The sequence below is a fragment of the Aquincola agrisoli genome, assembly GCF_036621135.1.
Lineage (GTDB): Bacteria > Pseudomonadota > Gammaproteobacteria > Burkholderiales > Burkholderiaceae_C > Aquincola > Aquincola agrisoli.
Window position 1 is genome coordinate 35,649 of sequence record NZ_JAZIBG010000012.1, and the last position, 19,190, is coordinate 54,838.

18 protein-coding genes and 1 pseudogene are annotated in these 19,190 nt (G+C 69.9%); 5 read left to right on the forward strand and 14 right to left on the reverse strand.

Translation table 11 applies throughout. The features are described 5' to 3' along the window. Nucleotides 1–9: 9 nt before the first annotated feature. From V4F39_RS04180 to V4F39_RS04245, 14 genes are all read right to left on the reverse strand, one after another. Complete coding sequence (locus V4F39_RS04180; RefSeq protein ID WP_332288034.1) at nucleotides 10–1,170, reverse strand: type IV pilus modification PilV family protein; 1,161 nt, start codon at nucleotides 1,168–1,170, stop codon at nucleotides 10–12. Further along, nucleotides 1,170–2,474, reverse strand: coding sequence for a pilus assembly PilX family protein (locus tag V4F39_RS04185; RefSeq protein ID WP_332288035.1), 1,305 nt, complete (start codon nucleotides 2,472–2,474; stop codon nucleotides 1,170–1,172). Before V4F39_RS04185 ends, V4F39_RS04180 begins: the two co-directional genes overlap by 1 nt. Next, nucleotides 2,471–3,127: a PilW family protein gene (locus V4F39_RS04190; RefSeq protein WP_332288036.1), complete on the reverse strand. Its 657-nt coding sequence runs from the start codon at nucleotides 3,125–3,127 to the stop codon at nucleotides 2,471–2,473. The genes V4F39_RS04185 and V4F39_RS04190 overlap by 4 nt, the downstream gene beginning before the upstream one ends. Beyond that, the gene (locus V4F39_RS04195; protein WP_332288037.1) at nucleotides 3,115–3,705 is read right to left on the reverse strand and encodes a pilus assembly FimT family protein; all 591 of its coding nucleotides are present in this window, start codon (nucleotides 3,703–3,705) and stop codon (nucleotides 3,115–3,117) included. Before V4F39_RS04195 ends, V4F39_RS04190 begins: the two co-directional genes overlap by 13 nt. Then, the gene (locus V4F39_RS04200) at nucleotides 3,690–4,232 is read right to left on the reverse strand and encodes a type IV pilin protein (protein WP_332288038.1); all 543 of its coding nucleotides are present in this window, start codon (nucleotides 4,230–4,232) and stop codon (nucleotides 3,690–3,692) included. Before V4F39_RS04200 ends, V4F39_RS04195 begins: the two co-directional genes overlap by 16 nt. Continuing rightward, the gene (locus V4F39_RS04205; RefSeq protein WP_332288039.1) at nucleotides 4,226–4,720 is read right to left on the reverse strand and encodes a pilus assembly FimT family protein; all 495 of its coding nucleotides are present in this window, start codon (nucleotides 4,718–4,720) and stop codon (nucleotides 4,226–4,228) included. Before V4F39_RS04205 ends, V4F39_RS04200 begins: the two co-directional genes overlap by 7 nt. A 183-nt stretch (nucleotides 4,721–4,903) precedes the next feature. Beyond that, nucleotides 4,904–5,092 (reverse strand): DUF2970 domain-containing protein, encoded by a 189-nt coding sequence (locus tag V4F39_RS04210; RefSeq protein WP_332288041.1) that lies wholly within the window; start codon nucleotides 5,090–5,092, stop codon nucleotides 4,904–4,906. A gap of 15 nt (nucleotides 5,093–5,107) precedes the next feature. Then, the gene (locus V4F39_RS04215) at nucleotides 5,108–6,409 is read right to left on the reverse strand and encodes a cytochrome c (RefSeq protein ID WP_332288042.1); all 1,302 of its coding nucleotides are present in this window, start codon (nucleotides 6,407–6,409) and stop codon (nucleotides 5,108–5,110) included. Next, entirely contained in the window at nucleotides 6,406–7,146 is a 741-nt protein-coding gene (locus tag V4F39_RS04220) for a c-type cytochrome (RefSeq protein WP_332288043.1), read from the reverse strand. Before V4F39_RS04220 ends, V4F39_RS04215 begins: the two co-directional genes overlap by 4 nt. Before the next feature lie 89 nt (nucleotides 7,147–7,235). Continuing rightward, entirely contained in the window at nucleotides 7,236–8,168 is a 933-nt protein-coding gene (locus V4F39_RS04225) for a sigma-70 family RNA polymerase sigma factor (protein WP_332288044.1), read from the reverse strand. Nucleotides 8,169–8,703: 535 nt separating this feature from the next. Next, nucleotides 8,704–8,991 (reverse strand): hypothetical protein, encoded by a 288-nt coding sequence (locus V4F39_RS04230; protein ID WP_332288045.1) that lies wholly within the window; start codon nucleotides 8,989–8,991, stop codon nucleotides 8,704–8,706. Nucleotides 8,992–9,063: 72 nt separating this feature from the next. After that, entirely contained in the window at nucleotides 9,064–9,237 is a 174-nt protein-coding gene (locus V4F39_RS04235; RefSeq protein WP_332288046.1) for a hypothetical protein, read from the reverse strand. Between the two features lie 73 nt (nucleotides 9,238–9,310). Further along, nucleotides 9,311–9,616 carry a hypothetical protein gene (locus V4F39_RS04240; protein WP_332288048.1) on the reverse strand — a complete coding sequence of 102 codons (306 nt, stop codon included), beginning with the start codon at nucleotides 9,614–9,616 and terminating at the stop codon, nucleotides 9,311–9,313. Nucleotides 9,617–9,745: 129 nt separating this feature from the next. Next, nucleotides 9,746–9,985 carry a hypothetical protein gene (locus tag V4F39_RS04245; protein ID WP_332288049.1) on the reverse strand — a complete coding sequence of 80 codons (240 nt, stop codon included), beginning with the start codon at nucleotides 9,983–9,985 and terminating at the stop codon, nucleotides 9,746–9,748. 313 nt (nucleotides 9,986–10,298) lie between these two features. Between V4F39_RS04245 and V4F39_RS27175 the strand changes: the two are divergent. The 5 genes and pseudogenes from V4F39_RS27175 to V4F39_RS04265 form a co-directional block, all read left to right on the forward strand. Further along, nucleotides 10,299–10,505 (forward strand): annotated as a pseudogene (locus tag V4F39_RS27175) (CHASE3 domain-containing protein); the annotation flags it as partial. 91 nt (nucleotides 10,506–10,596) lie between these two features. Further along, nucleotides 10,597–13,353 (forward strand): response regulator, encoded by a 2,757-nt coding sequence (locus V4F39_RS04250; protein ID WP_332288050.1) that lies wholly within the window; start codon nucleotides 10,597–10,599, stop codon nucleotides 13,351–13,353. Between the two features lie 47 nt (nucleotides 13,354–13,400). Continuing rightward, the gene (locus tag V4F39_RS04255; RefSeq protein ID WP_332288051.1) at nucleotides 13,401–14,831 is read left to right on the forward strand and encodes an efflux transporter outer membrane subunit; all 1,431 of its coding nucleotides are present in this window, start codon (nucleotides 13,401–13,403) and stop codon (nucleotides 14,829–14,831) included. Between the two features lie 5 nt (nucleotides 14,832–14,836). Further along, nucleotides 14,837–16,000 carry an efflux RND transporter periplasmic adaptor subunit gene (locus tag V4F39_RS04260; RefSeq protein ID WP_332288052.1) on the forward strand — a complete coding sequence of 388 codons (1,164 nt, stop codon included), beginning with the start codon at nucleotides 14,837–14,839 and terminating at the stop codon, nucleotides 15,998–16,000. A gap of 19 nt (nucleotides 16,001–16,019) precedes the next feature. Further along, on the forward strand, nucleotides 16,020–19,130 hold the full coding sequence (locus V4F39_RS04265) for an efflux RND transporter permease subunit (protein ID WP_332288053.1): 3,111 nt from the start codon (nucleotides 16,020–16,022) through the stop codon (nucleotides 19,128–19,130). Nucleotides 19,131–19,190: the final 60 nt, after the last annotated feature.

The following is a 19,190-nucleotide window of genomic DNA, read 5'->3' on the forward strand; positions in this document are numbered from 1 at the left end:
GGCTGCGGATCAGAGCGGGCGTGGGTCGTGCTGTGCCGTGCCGAGAGGGCAGCTTTCGCCCCTCGCGACCACGAGGAAATTCTGGTTCAGCAGGTTCTTCGTCACATTCGCGTAGTCGAGCGGGTGCTCCTCATTGCCGATGGAGCCTGACGCGTCCACGTCCGCGGTGTACCGGCAAAGCAGGTAAAGCGCATTGTCTCCGCGCCAATGCGTCGAGGGATCGAGCGAGAGGTAGCCCGACCACCCCACCTCCGCAGAGGGCGAGAACACCGCGCAGTAGTACTGGACAAGGGTGCGTTGGCCGGCGGCGGCTGCTGCATCGTCGAAGCATTCGGAGGTCTGCGAGAGCCCACCGCTCAAGTCCAGCACGGGGTGGACTTCGATCGCCGGGGAGGCCGGCGTCGCCGGGTCCGGCGGAGACGCCAGGGAGAATCGCACGTAGCCCGCGACCAGCCGGCCGGCGAGCGGCGTCAAGGTCGGGTCCAGGCAGCCGCTCAGGTCGCCCAACGTGAGGCTTTGGGTCGTGCTGTTGGCCGGCACGACACAGCGGGAAACGATGAGTCCCGAACGGTTGTCGAAGATCCACGCCGTGGTGTCCGATCCTGCGGGCTTGAGCACGCTGCGGCCATTGCCGAGGTCGCGCACCCACGCAGGCAGCCGGTGGTTCGAGCGGCTGACAACGGCCGCCGGCTTGCCGTTGGCCACCAGGCCGAGGTAGCCGGACAGTGCCGGATCGATGCCGGCCACGATCGTGTCCAGGCGCACCGGATGCGCCACGCCCTGGCGGTCCTCCCAGGTGATTTCCGCCGACACGGTCCGGAAAGGCAGGTCTTCCGTCGACGCGACGTTGCGGGTCAGCCGATGCTGGGTGTTGCTCGAAAAGCCCAGCGGCACCGGCGCCTGGGTCTGCACGATGTCGGCGTAGCTGTTCACGCCCTCGGTGGCCGGGAGCGTGGTGAACGAGCGCATCACGTCGAGGTCGTTCTGCGCCAGGCGCACGGCTTCGGAGCGCTGTTTGGCGACGTCGCTGTTCAAGCGCAGGGTGAGCTGGGTTCCCACGGCGGCCAACATGCCGATCGCCATGACGAGGAACGCCACGAGCGCTTCGACGAGCGTGACGCCGCGCTGTGCCCGGGGGCGTCGGCCGTTGCCGCGGTGCTGGTGGTTCATCATTCGTGCCGATCAGTCCAGCTTCCAGGGACGCGGGCATAAGCACCGGCTCCCACTTGGAGGCGCGTGAGAACTTCCTTGTCGTAGACCAGGCTGGGGGAGCCGGTGACCTGGGTGCAGCAATCGCCGTCGACCACCGTGGCACCGCGTATCAACGCATTCGCCGTGCCGCTTTGCCATTCGATGCCGGTCGAATAGACCAGGCCCACGATCTGCACGGTGCCTTCGAGCCGCAATCGCCCATCGACGACCACCATGACGGGGTCGTCGGGCGTGCCTAGCGAGGTGCCCGTGGGCAGCATCAGGTCGCCGGAGCGGTAGAACAGCTTCTTCCCCTTGGCGGCCGCTTCCGTGATCTGCGCTGCGCAGTCTCCTCCGGGACATGCGAGCGATACGACGCCGGGAAGGTTGCGGAATGTCGTCTGCTTGATGCCGCTGAAGTTCGCAAAGCGCGAGGGAAACGGGATCGAGCCCAAAGCGGCGTCGCCGTCCAGCACCGCCGCTTCCGGCGGGGTGCCGCCTGGCAGCACCAACCGGGCTTGGTAGCCGGACGCGGATCCCGAGGCATGGATCGCGAGGGCGTTCCCGCCCGGTGCAATGTTGACCAACTGCACGAGCGAGCCAGATGGGAATGCAGCGTCGCCGACCACCGTCAGGGCCGCAGCCGGCGGTGCGCGCAGCACACGCACCAGCGCGACCTGCATTTGCTGCAGCGAACTCGCGTCCTCCGAGCCCGTGACCGACTCCGTCGAGAAGCACCGCATGTCGTTCGTGCTGGAGCAGGAAGAGACCTGGACCTTCATGACGCCCGGTGCGCCCGCCGGGGGCGGCACCAACCTCAGGACGAATGCCGACCGGGTGTTCGCTTCGGCGACCAGTGCCGGCGCACCCGTCAGCGGGCATTGGCACTGCCAGCCCGCATCGTTGCGCATGCAGGCGGCAAAGGCGGTTCCGCTGGCGGGGACGGGTGTGACCCGCTCCGTGACGACGTCCGTGGCCAGGTAGCGCGCACGGAAGGTCGTTGCCGACGGGTCGGTCGTGGGATTGCAGGAGGTGTCGATGCGGCGCTCGCTGTTCAGCATCGACAGGGCCCATTCCAGTCCGCCCTGCGCAGCCTCGAATGCCTGTGTGGAGCGGTACTGGTTCGCCGAGGTCCGTTGTTCGAAGATCAAGGTGCGACTGGCATACGCCGATACCAGCAGCATCAGGAAGAAGAGGATCATCACGACGACCAGCGTGGCCGCGCCAGACTGGTGCACAGGGCGGCAAGCGCCTCGAGGTGCATGCGGCCGGACGGTGCTCATGGGCAGCTCCCCGTCACCTTGTCGTTCGGCAGCCGGATCGTGCTGTTCAGCTCTCGCCGCACATTGCCATCGTGCGCTGCCTGGCCGGCCAGGTTGACCGCCACCGTGCGCACCTTCAGCGCCGGGCACGATCCTGCAGCGCAGGCGTTGAGGCAATAGGCCGAGAGCGGCACCTCATGCTCGTCGACCTGCATCGTCAACGTGTCGATCAGGACAGTCTGTGGATCCGTGACGGATTGCCATCGGTCCCCGATCAGCATCTGCACGGCGTGTTCGTGCAGACGGAACCCGGCGGCGGTCCGGCTGCTGTCGATGCGATAGTCGAATTCGAGGGTGGTCGCGCCTTCCGAACTGTCGATCGCATCGTTGGGATTGGTGGCGACGGACGGGTTGTCGGGGCTCCACACGCCGCTGGGGGCGCCCGCCCAGTAGCCGGCACGGCGTACATCCTGCGCAATGACGTCCATTGCCGATCGCAGCTCCTGCTGCACGTTGGTTTCCAGCATCAGTCGCCGGTTGTCGTTGAGCTGGTTGGTGGCCATCATCGACGCGGCGGCGACGATGAAAAGGCCGACGGTGATGCCGACCATGAGTTCGACCAGCGACAACCCGCGCTGGCGGGTACCCGCGACGGGCGGCGTCAGGGCGCGCATGCGGGCACTCCGGCAAAGGACTGATTCGGGGAGCAGGTCGATATGCGCCCGGCCTTTTCCAGCGTCGTCACCAGCGCGGGGCCGCGCGTGCTGGTGACGGGCACCGCCAGGCTCTCGACGTCCAGGGTCCCCCGCCGGTTCTCGATCTCGGCTCTTCGTCCGGCGACGCCGATCGTGATGCCGCTGTCACGCGGGATCTGGACCACCTTCAGAAGACGCGTCAGCGTGACACCGCCGTTCTCGCAATGGTTCGCGGTGCGCAGGCAATCGCATCCGCCGCCACCCTGCTTCGCGTAGACCGCGTAGCAGGACATCGTCTCGTTGGCCTTGAAGTGGATGAGCGTGGTATTGAGCCGTTGCACGGCCTCCGAACGCGCCAGTTGCATGTCAGCGATCAGTTCGTTGTTGACGCCCCTGACGCGCTCGCGAACGATGAGGTCGTTGAAGGCCGGCACGGCCAGCGTCAGCACGACGCCCAGGACGACGAGCGTGACCATGAGCTCCACCAACGTGAGGCCCGCCGAAGCCCCGCTCGCCGGATGCCGCCGTGTATGCCGCATGGTCATCGGCTCCAGCATGGCTTGCTGGCGCTCGAGGTGCCCGTGTACTGCAACAGGCCCCCGTCTGCCATCACCAGCGTCATGACGTTGCATTTGTCGTCCTCTGCCTGCGGCGAGGTGCTCAAGGCCGTTGCGCTGAGGGTGTAGCTGGTCGCATCGGCCTGGACGACGGCGGCCTGGTAGTGCTCGCCCTTGCCATCGGTTTGCAGCTGCTCGAGCGTGGTCGCGTAATTCGCGTTGTTGGAACGGAACCGCTCTTGCATCTGCTGCAGTCCGGTCAGCAGCGTGATGGCATCCGCGCGTCGGCTCTTGCGGATGGATTCGGTGAAAGAGGGCAGCGCCACTGCGGCAATCACGGCCAGCACGGCAATGACCACCAGCAACTCCACGAGCGTGAAGCCGCGGTCTGCATGAACTTCGGGGCGGACCATGCCGCCGATTGTGAAAGGCCGGCGTGACTTTATGCACAGTGTGGCCTGCCGCCTGTCGGGTTTGAATGGCCGTTCGTCGCAGCCGAGCGCAGCCTTCGGGCGATGGTTCAGCACGGCTTGTATCCGGCGATCGCGCCTGCTGGCGCGCAGACGCGCGTGCGGCCCAGGACGTTCACGATGGTCCTCAAGGGGGGTGTGTGCGCCGACTGGATGCTGATCGCGGCCGCAGGCGTCACGGTGTGGCGTTGCCCGTCGAACGTCATGTGCGCCACGTTGGCGTGCAACCTCACCCCGGACTGCGCGGGCAGGAGCACCGTGCGCAGCGGGCGGGCGCTTGCCTCGCAGACAGCCAGGCCCTCGTGGGTGCACCGGCAATGCTCGCCGGTGTGCATGACATAACAGCTGCCGGCCGTGGTGTCCCAGAACCCGATACGCACCGTCTCGCCCCTTGCTCGTGCTTCCGAGTGGGCGTAGCGGATATCCGTCCTGAGCTGGTAGGTCGTGCCTTCGACGCGATGGCGTTCAATGCTGCCGACGAACGCAGGTGTCGCAAGGCTGGTCAATAGCGCGAGGATCGCTGCCGCCACCGTCGCTTCGATCATCGTGACGCCGCTTGATTTGGCGAATTGATGAATTGGCAATGTCACTTGTCGTCCAATAAATCGGCATAGATGATGCAAATTTATTGGCCGTATCATGAATTGCAGTTCCCTCGCTGGAGGGACGATCGACACGGAGTGCAGCGAAGCCGTGAAAGTGCCACGGCAAAGTTGACCGGAAGAGGCTCAGCCCAAGGTTCGAACGGCCACGACAGCCACGCCCACCAGCAACCCCACGAGCAATGCCGCCAGCGCCACGGCGACGATGACCAGCACGAGGGGATGGCCTGTGCGGTGCAATTCGGCCATGTCGCTTCGTCGGCCCAGGCCGATGAAGCTCCAGAGAACAGCCTGGACGTATCGGAGCAGCTTCATCTCGATCGATGCCGTTCAGCGGCTTCGCAGTACGGCCAGCTCGGACACAGGCGATGCGTTATGACCCCAGGAGCGCCGCAGATAGGTGGCGAGCGCAGCTACCTCGGCGTCCGACAGGGCCTGGCGGAACGGCGGCATGCCGTAAGGGCGCGGGTTGGCCGGCGTGGTCGGCGCGAAGCCGCCGGCCAGGATCACCTGGAGGAGGTTGTCGGGTGCGTGCTGCGTCACGGTTCGTTGTCCGGCGAGTGCCGGATATGGCCCTCGGCCTTGCCCTTGCGCCCCATGGCACTCGGCACAGTGTCGAGCGTAGAGGCGTTCGCCCAACCCGAGTGTGCCCGGGTCGGCCGGCGCTGGTGGCTGGGGCGGGCGTCTCTGCTGCGGCAAGGCTTTCAGGAAGACAGCCATCGCGCGAAGGTCGGCGTCGTCCAGGTATTGCGTGCTTCGGAACACCACATCCGCCATCGGGCCGAGCGTCGATCCCCCTGGTGCGGTGCCGCTTTTCAGCAAGCCGGCGATGTCTGCCAGGGGCCAGTCCGCCACGCCGGCCTCGGAGGCTGCGGCGAGCGAAGGGGCATGCCAGCCCTGCAGCGCGAGCGATCCGCCGTCCAGTGCATCGCCATCGATCGTCGCCCCGAAGACGTTGCGTGGTGCATGGCATGCCATGCAGTGGCCGAGTCCCTTCACCAGGTAGGCGCCACGGTTCCAGTCAGCGGTCTGCTGGCTGTCCGGCACGAACTGGCCGGGGCGGAAGAACAGCGCGCGCCACACCGCGAGTGATGCCTGCAGGCCGTAGGGGAAGCGCAGGTCATGCGGCCGATTGGCTCGCACGACCGGGGGAAGACTGCCGAGGTACGCGTACAGCGCGTCGCTGTCGTCGCGCGTGATCAGCGTGTAGCTCGCGTACGGAAAGGCGGGATAGAGCAGGCGCCCGTCCTTCGACCGGCCGTGGTGCATGGCGCGCCAAAACTGCGCAGCCGTCCAGCTGCCGAGCCCGGTCTGCGCGTCCGGCGTGAGGTTGCCGGCGTAGACGGTGCCGAATGGCGTGTCGATGCCTTTGCCACCGGCGTATGCCGGCGCGCCGGGTGCCGTGTGGCATCCGGCGCAATTGCCGGCGCGTGCGAGGTAGGCACCCCGTTCGACCTGCTGCTCTGAGAAGCGGTCCGGTCGCGCCTGCATGTCGTCGATGGCTGCTTCGCCCCGCACGTTCAGCCAGGCCACCAAGGCGGCGGTAGCCAGCGCGGACACGCATGCGAGCAGTGCGAGGCGGATCGTTCTGCGCAGGACGTGCGGCGCAGGGGTCCGGCGGGCGGCGCTCATGGCAGACCGCTTCCGCAATCGGCCGGCGGCGGCAGCGGCAGCCCATCGGCAGGTTCGGCATCGCCGGGGACGGGCTGCGACGACAGCCAAGTCGCCAGCGCGCCGACGTCTGCCGGTTGCAGCTGCCTGGCGATGTGCGCCATGCAGTCGGGGCTGGCTGCACGGCGTTGGCCGCTGCGCCATGCGCCGAGTTGCCCCAGCAGGTAGTCGCGCGGCAGACCCAGCAGTCCTGGCACCGAGGGCCGCACGCCGGTCATGGCGGCGCCGTGGCACTGGACGCAGGCGGGGATGCCCTGCGCGGCATCGCCCTGCCGTACCAGGGCCTGGCCTCGCGATAACACCGCTGCATCCGCGCCCGTGGTTTGCGGCGGCGGGTAGGGCAGCTTCGAGGCCGCGAAGTAGCCGGCGATGTCGCGCAGGTAGTCGTCCGTCATGTGCTGCAGCAGGGCGGCCATGTCGGCGTTGGGACGCCTGCCTTCCCGGAAGTTCACGAGCTGGTTGTAGAGGTAGCCGGCCGGCTTGCCGGCGATGCGAGGCAGGTAGCCGTGGTTGGTGGCGCGGCCCTCGTTGCCATGGCAGCCCATGCACGCCTGCATGCGCTGGCCTAGGGTGTCCGGCAGGTCCTGTGCCGCGGACACGTTCGCAGCCAGCAGCAACGTCACCCCGGCCCTGGCGATGCACGCGGCCAGCGCGGCCCATCCGGGCGCCCGCCGTGCACTCTGATCACTTGCTTGCATGCCGGGGAGGGTAGGCAGCCGCGGCGGTCCTGCACAGGATCAGTGAGGAGCCGGACACCGGATCAGCGCAGCCGCTGCGCGGCGCGCGCTCAGCCCCAGCGTGTTCCCGGACCGACGTGAATGTGCTCTTCGCCTGCCGACGCTTCGCCGAAACGTTCAGCCGGTGCCGTCAGCACCGTTTCGAGCATGGCGGCCCAGTGGGTGCCGCCCGGCTGGCGCGACAACTCGGAATCCCGGGCATCCATCAGCGCGTCGAATTTGTCCGAAGACTCGGCGCCGTTCAAGTCCGCGGCCCGCACCGGCGCGTGGCCCATGTGGATCGCGATCTTGCGGCACACATTGGCGTACATCTGTGCGATGCGCGAGGGGCTGAGGTCCATCGAGCCCGCCAATTGCACTGGCGTCATCCCCACGCCAAGGTAGGCATCGATCACGCGGCGCTCCGATTCCGGCAGCTTGGCGAACAGCTTCTCCAGGTGGCGCAACACCAGGCCGGTATCCACGCGCGCTTCCACTTCGTCGTGGGCTGTCGCGGGCTCGTGCACGTGCTCCGGTGCCTCGTCGTCCGCGCGCGGCGACAGGCTTCGCGGATGCGCCATATGGGCTGCGTACTGCAGGTCGGCGACCTCCGCCACCGTCAGGCCGCACACCTCGCCCAGCTCCGACAGGTTAGGCTCCCTGCCGTGAGCGGCGATCCACCGGTCGCGCGCTATTTCCAAGGCCTTGACCTTCCGCCGATCGCTGCGGGGCAGAACGTCCATGCCGCGCAATTCGTCGAGCATCGCGCCGCGCACGCGCATGCGTGCATACCGGACGAAGGCCTCGCGCGCCTCCTCGCTGTCGTGGTCGCCCTCCCATTCGAAAGCCACGGCGGACTGCGCCACGGCGATCAGCCCCGCCTGGATCAGGTCCGCCCGCTCCACGTTGCTGGGCAGACGCCGGGCCAGCGAAGCTGCCTCCTGTCGCACCCACGAGGTGTTTCGGGCGACGAGTGACGAACACACGCCTTCCATGGAAATCATGAGGTTTACGTCCCGTTACTGCAGACCGTCAACCTGCCTGCGGCAGGTGTCCCCAGGGCGAAGGCAGGGGGCGAGCGTACGACGCTCCCGCCCGTTGGAGGGCCGGCGCGGCGGGCGTTCCGGTCTGTGTGTACAGACGGTCCGCCAGCCCCGAACATACTTCAGACGCGAAGTCCGGGCGTTTCCAGGCGCTTCAGGTGGCTGTGCGCGCCGCGCATGGGGCACCGTCGTGCCCTGCGGGCAGCATGGCACGAATGGTGCATTTGCTCCGGCATGAAACCCGATCCGATCGCTCCCCTCTCTTTATGCACGAACTGCGATGGGTTGGTACGGAACGTGGGCGGGCCGGCGCATGGGGCCCTGCAGTTGGGCGGCGCCACCAAGTTGCCCGGCGGCCTCTCAGCCGGCGTGGTGTTCCGCTACCGGTGCAGCCGTTGCGGCAGCGCCTGGCTGCGGGCCGCCGATTCGCAGAGCGGCCTGGCACGGTGGATGGCGGACAGCGGCGCACTGCGCGCCTGAGACAGGCGCTGCGCGCTCAGAAAGCCGTCTCGTCCGCCAGCAGCCCTGCCGCGGCCAACGCAATGCTCAACGACGACAGTTGTGCGGCAAACGACTCGTGCGCCTTCTCGCCTGCCTCGGCCACGCCGGCGATCTCCGCCAGCAGGCGCCGGCGGCCCGCGATCACCACACCCTGCCGCACGCTCGGATCGAGCGAGTACTCGGCATTGAGCCATTCGATCTGGGCCTGCAGCCGGGATTGCCACACGCGCAGCACCTGCGCCTTGGTGGCTCCAGCTTCTTCGAGAACACGCCAGGAAAACATGCGCGGAATCTAACCGCCACGCCCCGGCCGGTGTGCAGGCCGGTGAATGTTGACCCGGCCGCCTGATCGGCCTCAAGAAAGTGTGCCTGCCCGCCCCGCCTGCGGCCCGCCGGGCGGCGCCTCCTGCCGCTGCATGCCGTAGAGCAGGCCGATGGCAACGCGGCCGGTCCACCAGACCCGGCGCTCGCTGCCTGGCAGCACGATGAGTCCCTTCGGCCAGTCGGCCGGCATGTCCGGGTCGTCCAAGGGGGGGGCGCCGCAAGTGTCGGGAGGGATGGCCACGTGCACTCCTCGCTGTCGGTGATGGGATGCGCCGGCGTTATGCACTCTGCTGGTTGCGCAGACCGGTCTGGAACAGGGAGGGGCAGGTGGCTGCGCCGCCGCCGCGTCCACCTGCCACGTGATCGAGTTGTCCAGGGGCGAGCGGCGCGACCCAGCTCGCGCTGCGCGTCATGGAGTCGGCGGTGCGCGACCACAAGGTGCCGCAGCTGCCGCAGCGGTAGAGGAACACCACGCCGCTCGACAGGCCGCCCTGGCGCTTCTTCGCATCGGTGAGCCGCAGGCCCTCGTGGGCGCGTGCATCCGGCGCCTCTTCCAGCGCATGGCATCGATGGCACATGGTCACGGTTGTTCTCCTTCTTGTCGTCAGCGGCAGGTGACATGTTGCAACGTCTTGGCGGCGCCTTTGTAGGACAGCATGCCGTCGGCATGTGGGAGGCCGCTGTGCGACGGCTGACGCCCCCTTTTCCCGAGTTCAGCCGTCGTTCTTGTGTGCCCCCCGCAGGTTGATCGCGGCCAGGCAGAACTGCAACGTGACCAGCGCCCAGGCCTGGCTGTGCCATCCCCAGAGGGTCCACAGCACGTTGCTGAACAGGAAGAGCCAGAAGGCCCAGCGCCGCGGCCCTTGGCGCTGCGACGCGACGAGCCAGGAGGCGGCCACCGTCACCAGCATCGCGGGCCATTGCAGCAGATCCATCAACGCGGCCTCGTCCATTCGATCACCCTCGCACGGCCCCTGCCTTGCTCGGCGGGAGCGGGGCAATCGCCACGCCCGCGCGGGCGCCGGCCGGCGCCAGGCGGCCAGCGGGGCCGTCCCTATACTCGCCCCCCGCCATGCCCTCCACCGGTTCGCCAGCAGTCGCCGTCCCCCTGGGCCGCCTTTGGGCCGGCTGCCGTGGCCCACGCTGGCGGCCTTCCTGGTCGCTTTCGCCATCATCGTCGTGATGGCGGTGGGGAACCATCAAGTCCAGGTGAGGCAGAACCAGGCGGCGGACGCGTTGTCCCACACCCTGGAGGTGATCGAGCAGATGCAGGGCGTGGTGTCCAGCACCAGGGACGCCGAGACCGGCCAGCGGGGCTACCTGCTCACTGGCGAGGAGTCCTACCTGGCGCCGTACCGGATGGCAAAGGCGGCCCTCACCGGCCAGTTCGTCGCGCTGGGGGCCCTGATCGGCGACGACCAGCAGCAGCGCGGCCGCCTCGCGCAACTGGAACAGCTCACCGACGACAAGCTCGCCGAGCTGGCCGAAACCATCGAGCTGCGCCGGGCCGGGCAGGCCGAGGAGGCGCTGCGCATCGGAGGAGAACTGGCTGCGCCACGGCCAGATGGCCCTGGGGGCCGAGCTTCAGGGCGACCCGCGGCTCGAGCTGCTGGCCGAGCGTGCCCTGCGCTTCCTGGCGGGCTTCATGGAGGCGCCGGTCGGTGCCTTGTACGTCGCCCAGCCGGACGGCAGTTTCCGCCGCATGGCGGGTTATGCGCTGGAGGACGCGGCCCCGTTGCCGGCGGCGGTGCTGCCGGGCCAGGGCCTGCTGGGCCAGGCAGCCCAGGGCATGCGCGTGCTGCACGTGAGCCAGGTGCCGGACGGTTACCTGCACGTCGGCTCCCCGCTGGGCCGCGCCAAGCCGCGCGAACTGCTGCTCGCGCCGGTCGTGGTCGACGGCGGGGTGCAGTGCGTGGTCGAGCTGGGCTTCTTCCGGCGTGTCACGCCCGTCGACCGGGAGCTGATGCTGCGGATCGCAGCTTCGCTGGCGATGGGCGTGCGGGCTTCGCGCGACCGCAGCCGCCTCGAGGAACTGCTCGAGGAAACACAGCACCAGGCCGAGGAACTGCAGGCGCAGCAAGAGGAGCTGCGCGTCAGCAACGAGGAGCTGGAAGAGCAGAGCCGCGTGCTGCGCCAGTCGCAGGCGCGCCTGGAAGGCCAGCAGGCGGAGCTGGAACAGAGCAACCAGCGGCTCGGGACCCAGGCGCGCACGCTGGAGAACCAGCGGGACGAACTCTCCAACGCCCAGCGCATCCTGGCGGAACGGGCGGGCGAGCTCGAGCGCGCGAGCCAGTACAAGAGCGAGTTCCTGGCCAACATGAGCCACGAGTTGCGCACGCCGCTCCACTCGACGCTGATCCTCGCCAAGCTGCTGGCCGACAGCCGCCCTGGCAACCTCTCGCCGGAACAGGTGAAATTCGCGCAGACCATCTCCGCGGCGGGCAACGACCTGCTCGGCCTCATCAACGACATCCTCGACCTGTCGAAGATCGAGGCCGGCAAGATGGAGGTCGATCCGCAGCACGTCGGGCTGGCCGGCTTCCTCGAGCGGCTGCGGCGCAGTGTCGAGCCGCTGGCGCATGACCGCGGCCTGGCGTTTCGCCTGGTGGTGGACGAGCAGGTGCCGGATGGCTTCGTCACCGACGAGGCCCGCTGCGCGCAGATCCTGAAGAACCTGCTGTCCAACGCAGTGAAGTTCACCGAGGCCGGCGAGGTCGTGCTGCAGGTATCGAGCGATGCCGATGCCCGCATGCTGCACTTCGCGGTGCGCGACACCGGCGTCGGCATCCCTGAAGGCAAGCACGAGGCGATCTTCGAGGCCTTCACTCAGGCCGATGGCAGCACGCACCGCAGGTTCGGCGGCACCGGCCTGGGACTGACCATCTCGCGCGACCTGGCGCAGCTGCTCGGCTGCGGCATCCGCATGAACAGCATCGTCGGCCGCGGCAGCGTCTTCACGCTGACCCTGCCGTGGTCGATGCCTGCTCCGGCCCCATCGGCGGCGCCGGGCGCACGGCCGCCGGGGCACGGGCTGCCGCCGCCCGCCGCCCTGGGGCCGCCCTCGGCGCCCGTCCTGCCGGCGCCGCCGGTGGCCGCCGAGGCCGTAACCGACGACCGGGCCGCGTTGCAGCCCGGCGTGCAGACGCTGCTGGTGATCGAGGACGACCTGCCCTTCGCGGCGATCCTGCGCGACCTCGGCCGCGAGGCTGGGTTCCAGTGCGTGGTGGCGCACACCGCCGCCGACGGGCTGCAGGCGGCCCGCGAGCACCGGCCCGGAGCCATCCTGCTGGATATGCAGCTGCCGGACCAGCCGGGCCTGGCGGTGCTCGACCGCCTCAAGCAGGACCCGCAGACCCGCCATGTGCCGGTGCACGTGGTGTCGGTGGTCGACCATGCGCGCGATGCCTTCGGGATGGGTGCCGTCGGCTACGACATGAAGCCCGCCGACCGCGAGCAGCTCGCCGGCGTGCTGGCCCGGCTGGCCGGGCGGCTGTCGCGCACGCTGCGGCGCCTGCTCGTGGTCGAGGACGATCCGCGCCAGCGCGAGAGCATCCGTGCACTGCTGCAGTCCGACGGCATCGAGATCGTCGATGCAGCCACCGCCGGCGCCGCGCTCGGCCGGCTGCAGGGCGAGGCGTTCGACTGCGTCGTCATGGACCTCAGCCTGCCCGACATGAGCGGCTTCGACCTGCTGGAGCGGCTGTCCGAGCGAGGGGGCATCGTGTATCCGCCGGTCATCGTCTACACCGGGCGCTCGCTGACACGCGACCAGGAGGAACGGCTGCGCCGCTTCTCCAAGTCCATCATCCTGAAGGGGGCGCGGTCGCCGGAGCGCCTGCTGTCCGAGGTGACGCTCTTCCTGCACCAGGCCGAGGGCGACCTGCCGGCCGACCGCCAGCGCATGCTGCGCCAGGCGCGCGAGCGCGAGTCGGTGCTCGAAGGCCGGCGCGTGCTCGTGGTGGACGACGACGTGCGCAACATCTTCGCGTTGTCCGCGGTGCTGGAGCCCAAGGGCTGCACCGTCGCCATCGCGCGCAATGGCCGGGAGTCGCTGGAGGTGCTGGCGCGCAGCGCGGCGCAAGGGCCGCCGGTCGACCTGGTGCTGATGGACATCATGATGCCGGAGATGGACGGCTACAGCGCGATGCGCGAGATCCGCAGCCGCCCCGAGTTCGCCGGCCTGCCCATCATCGCGCTCACCGCCAAGGCGATGAGGGACGACCAGGAGAAGTGCCTCGCGGCCGGCGCCAGCGACTACATCGCCAAGCCGCTCGACGTCGAGAAGCTGCTGTCGCTGGTGAGGGTGTGGATGCGGGCCTGACTTGTTAGGCCCTTAAACTGCCGGCCGGCTCCGTTCGCCACCGAGCAATGACAACAACATCCGATCGCCTGCGCGGCCCGTCGCTGCCGCTGCTGGCCTGCTTGCTGTTCACCGCCTGCGCCAGCCCTCCGCCCGCCCAGCCACCCGCCGATACGGTCCCGCCCCAGTGGCAGGCCGCGCTGCCGCATGGCGGCGAGGCGGCGCAGCTGGCTGGCTGGTGGGCCCGTTTCGACGACCCGCTGCTCGCGCAGCTGATCGATACCGCGCAGCGGCGCAACCCGACCCTGGCCCAGGCTGCGGCCCGCATCGCGCAGGCGCGGGCCTCGGTGCGGATCGCGGGTGCCGCGGCGCGGCCCACCCTCGCCGCGAACGTGGGTGCCCAGCGTTCCGACAACGACCTGCCCGGCACCACCGGCCTGCAGACGGCGGGCAGCGCGACGCTCGATGCCGCCTGGGAGATCGACCTCTTCGGCGCCACGCGCCAGGCGGTGGCCGCCGCGCAGGCCCGCGCCGACGGCGCCGACGCGCAGTGGCACAACGCCCGCGTCAGCCTGGCCGCCGAGGTGGCCGGCGCCTACGTCGGCCTGCGCAGCTGCGAGGCCGTGCTGGAGGTCTACGAGAACGACGCCCGTTCCGGCGGACAGACGGCATCGCTGACGCAGCAGAAGGTCGACGCCGGCTTCGAGGCACCGGCCAACGCCGGCCTCGCACGCGCCGCGGCGGCCGAGGCGGCCAACCGGGTGGTCGCGCAGCGTGCCGACTGCGACCTCTCGGTCAAGCAGCTCGCCGCGCTCACCGTGGAGGCCGAGCCCGTGCTGCGCGGCCTGCTCGCGGAGCGCCGGGCCCGGCTGCCGCAGCCGGCGTCGTTCGCCGTCGAGGCGGTGCCGGCGCAGGTGCTGGCGCAGCGGCCCGACGTCGCTGCCGCCGAACGGGAGATCGCCGCGGCCTCCGCCGACGTGGGCGCGGCGCACGCGGACCGGTTCCCGCGGCTGTCGCTCACCGGCTCGATCGGGCGGGCCGGCGTTCGCGTGGGGGGCGACACTTTTGACGGGCGCACTTGGTCGTTCGGCCCCGCCTTGCTGGCGCCGCTGGTCGACGGCGGGCGGCGCGTGGCGGCGGTCGATGCCGCGCAGGGGCGTTACGACGAAGCGGTGGCGGGCTGGCGCGAGCGCGTACTCGCCGCGGCGCGGGAGGTCGAGGAGGCGCTGGTGCGCCTCGAGGCCGCGCAGCGGCGCGAGCAGGACGCGCAGCGCGCTGCCAGCGGCTACGCCGAGTTCCTGGCGGCCGCGCAGACGCAATGGCAGGTGGGCACTGGCAGCCTGCTCGATCTGGAACAGGCGCGGCGCAGCTCGCTGGGCGCCGATGCGGCGTTGATCCAGGTGCGGCGCGAGCGCGTCGCCGCCTGGCTGGCGCTCTACAAGGCGGTGGGCGGCGGCTGGCAGCAGGCCGCCGCCGGCACGACAGGGGATTCGAATTGAACTCGATGGAGCACAGGGCCGCACGCGGCATCGCGGCCGCGCTGGCCGGTCTGGGTGTGGCGGCGGTGCTGCTGGCCTGCGGCGGCGGCAAGACCGCGGGCGAGGCATCGCCAGGCGCGGCGTCGGCGCCCGCGCAGCCGGCGTCCGCAGCGCAGGCCGCGCTCACGGTCAACGCCGTGGTCGCCGTGCCGTCGGCCTGGCCGCGCACGCTCAGCGCCAACGGCAGCGTGGCCGCCTGGCAGGAGAGCATCGTCAGTGCGGAGCAGGGCGGCTACCGGCTCGCCGAGGTGCTGGTCAACGTGGGCGACCGGGTGCGGCGCGGGCAGGTGCTGGCGCGGATGTCGGTCGACACGGTGCAGGTCGAGCTCGCGCAGACACGCGCGAGCCTGGCCGAAGCCGAGGCCACGCTGGCCGAGGCGCAGGCCAACGCCGAGCGCGCGCGGCAGCTGCAGACGACCGGCGCCATCAGCGCGCAGCAGATCAACCAGTACCTCACGGCCGAGAAGACGGCGCAGGCGCGGCTGCTGGCGCAGCGCGCCCGGCTGCAGTCCGACGAGCTGCGGCTGGCCAAGACCACGATCGCCGCGCCCGACGACGGCGTGATCTCGGCCCGCATGGCGACCGTCGGTGCGGTGGCCGGCAACGGGCAGGAGCTGTTCCGCCTGATCCGCGGCGGCCGGCTCGAATGGCGCGGCGAGGTCACCGCGGCGGAGCTGTCGCAGGTGAAGCCCGGCATGAAGGTCGTGCTCGCGCTGCCCGACGGCGGCAGCGCCACCGGCCAGGTGCGCATGGTGGCGCCCACGGTCGACCCGCAGACGCGCAACGGCCTCGTCTACGTCGATCTGCCGGCGGCGGGCGCGTCGTCGGTGCGCGCCGGCATGTTCTCGCGCGGCGAATTCGAACTGGGCCGTTCGAGCGCACTGACGCTGCCGCAGGCCGCCGTGGCGCTGCGCGACGGCTTCCAGTACGTGTTCGTGATCGAGGATCAGTCGCGCGTGCGGCAGACCAAGGTGACGCTGGGCCGCCGCCAGGGCGACCGGGTGGAGGTCCTGTCGGGCCTGCCGCAGGGCGCACGTGTCGTGGCCGCGGGGGTCGGCTTCCTGGCCGACGGCGACCTGGTCCGCGTGGTCGAGGCCGCCGCGCCGCCCGCGTCCGCCGCGGCACGCTGAAGCAGCCGGAGCACAGCGCATGGCCATCAACGTTTCCTCCTGGTCGATCCGCAACCCGACGCCCGCGATCCTGCTGTTCGTGATGCTCACGATCGTCGGGCTGATGTCGTTCCGGGCGATGAAGGTCCAGAACTTCCCCGACATCGACCTGCCGATGGTCACCGTCACGGCCTCGTTGCCGGGCGCCTCGCCCGCGCAGCTCGAGACCGAGGTCGCGCGCAAGATCGAGAACTCGGTCGCCACGCTGCAGGACATCAAGCACATCTACACCCAGGCGTCCGACGGCCTGGTGTCGATGACCATCGAGTTCCGGCTGGAAAAGCCCACGCAGGAGGCGGTGGACGACGTGCGCGACGCCGTCGCCCGCGTGCGCTCCGACCTGCCCGGCGACCTGCGCGACCCGGTGATCGCCAAGGTCACGCTGTCGGGGCTGCCCATCCTCACGTACACCGTCTCGTCGACCCGCATGGACGACGAGGCGCTGTCCTGGTTCGTCGACAACGAGGTCACCAAGTCGATGCTCAGCGTGCAGGGCGTCGGCGCGGTGGGCCGCGTGGGCGGCGTCACGCGCGAGGTGGCCGTCGAGCTCGATCCTGCCCGCATGCTGGCGCTCAACGCGACGGCCGCCGACATCTCCCGCCAGCTGCGCCAGGTGCAGCTGGAGGCTTCCGGCGGCCGCACCGACCTGGGCGGCGCCGAGCAGTCGGTGCGCACCATCGCCACGGTCGAGACGGCCGACGAACTGGCGCGCATGGAGGTGCCGCTGTCGGACGGCCGGCGCATCCGGCTCGACCAGGTGGCGACGGTGCGCGACACGGTGGCCGAGATCCGTTCCGCCGCGCTGCTCAACGGCAAGCCGGTGGTGGGCTTCGAGATCAGCCGCAGCCGCGGCGCCGGCGAGGTGGCCGTGGCCGAGGGCGTGCGCGCCGAGCTCGACAAGCTCAAGGCCGCGCACCCGGACATCACCATCACCGAGGCGTTCAACTTCGTCGACCCGGTGATCGAGAACTACGACGGCTCGATGAAGCTGATGTACGAGGGCGCCATCCTCGCCGTCATCGTGGTGTGGTTCTTCCTGCGCGACTGGCGCGCCACCTTCGTCGCCGCCACGGCGCTGCCGCTGTCCATCATCCCGGCGTTCGCCGGCATGCACCTGCTGGGCTTCACGATCAACGTCATCACGCTGCTGTCGCTGTCGCTGGTGGTGGGCATCCTGGTCGACGACGCGATCGTCGAGATCGAGAACATCATGCGCCACCTGCGCATGGGCAAGACGCCGTACCAGGCCGCGATGGAGGCGGCCGACGAGATCGGCCTCGCGGTGATTGCCACCACCTTCACGCTGATCGCCGTGTTCCTGCCCACCGCGTTCATGAGCGGCGTGCCCGGCAAGTTCTTCGTGCAGTTCGGCTGGACCGCCGCGATCGCGGTGTTCGCCTCGCTGGTCGTCGCACGCATGCTCACGCCGATGATGGCCGCCTACCTCCTGCGCGACAGCGGCCGCGAGGAGAGCGACGGCCGCATCATGCGCAGCTACATGCGCTGGGTGACGTGGTGCCTGAAGCACCGCATCCTCACATCGATCGCGGCGGTAGTGTTCTTTTTCGGCTCGCTCAGCCTGATGGGCCTGCTGCCCACCGGCTTCATCCCGCCCGACGACCTGGCGCAGACGCAGGTGACGATCGAACTGCCGCCCGGCTCCACGCTGAAGGAGACGCTGGTGCTGGCCGAGCAGGCGCGCGAGATCGTGCAGCGCAATCCGCACACCCGCATGGTCTACACCGCGGTGGGCGGCGGCAGCGCGGGCGGCGACCCGTTCGCGCCGCAGGGCCTCGTGCAGGTGCGCAAGGCGGTGCTGACGATCAACATGTCGCCCCGGGGCGACCGGCCCGGCGTGCGCAAGCAGGCAATCGAGGACGAGTACCGCCATGCGCTGGCCGTGCTGCCCGGCGCGCGGCTGAAGGTCGGGCTGGGCGCCTCGTCGGAGAAGTACGTGCTCGTGCTGGCCGGCGAGGACGGCACCGTGCTGGACGCGCATGCGCAGCGCGTGCTGACCGACCTGCGCACCATCCCCGGCATCGGCAACGTCACCTCGACCGCCAGCCTGGTGCAGCCCGAGCTGGTGGTGCGGCCCGACTCCGCCCGCGCGGCCGACCTGGGCGTCACCTCGGCCGCGATCGCCGACACGCTGCGCGTGGCCACCTCGGGCGACTACGACCAGAACCTGCCCAAGCTCAACCTGTCGCAGCGGCAGGTGCCGGTGCTGGTGCGGCTGAAGGAGGAGGCGCGCAGCGATCCCGACCTGATCGCGCGCCTGGCGATTCCCGGCGCGCGCGGGCCGGTGATGCTGGGCAACGTGGCCGACATCTCGGTCGGCAGCGGCCCGGCCATCATTGGCCGCTACGACCGCATGCGGAACATCAACTTCGAGATCGAGCTGAACCAGCAGCCGCTCGGCGACGTGGAGCGGCAGGCGCTCTCGCTGCCCAGCCTGAGCAACCTGCCGCCCGGCGTGGTGGTGCGCGCGGTGGGCGACGCGGAGGCGATGGGCGAGCTCTTCGACAGCTTCGCGCTCGCGATGCTGACCGGCGTACTGTGCATCTACATCGTGCTGGTGCTGCTGTTCAAGGACTTCGTGCAGCCGGTGACCATCCTGGCCGCGCTGGTGCTGTCGCTGCCGGGCGCGGCGCTGGCGCTGTTCGCGACGCAGACGGCGCTGTCGATGCCGTCGATGATCGGGATGATCATGCTGATGGGCATCGCGACGAAGAACTCGATCCTGCTGGTGGAGTACGCCATCGTCGCCCGCCGCGACCGCGGCATGAACCGCTGGGAGGCGCTGCGCGACGCCTGCCACAAGCGCGCGCGGCCGATCGTGATGACCACCGTGGCGATGGGCGCCGGCATGCTGCCCATCGCGCTGGGCATCGGCGTCGACCCGAGCTTCCGCGCCCCGATGGCGATCGTCGTGATCGGCGGGCTGATCACCTCCACCTTCCTCAGCCTGCTGGTGATCCCGGTGGTGTTCACCTACGTCGACGACCTGGTGAATTTCCTGCGCCGCCACACCTTCAAGATGCCGCACGCCGAGCACCTGCCTGCCCCGGACAAGCCCGCGGCGGCGAAGTGAGCGGGAGCGGCTCGAAGGTGCGAACATCACGGGCGGCCGCGTCCTGGCCGCCGCCCCCTG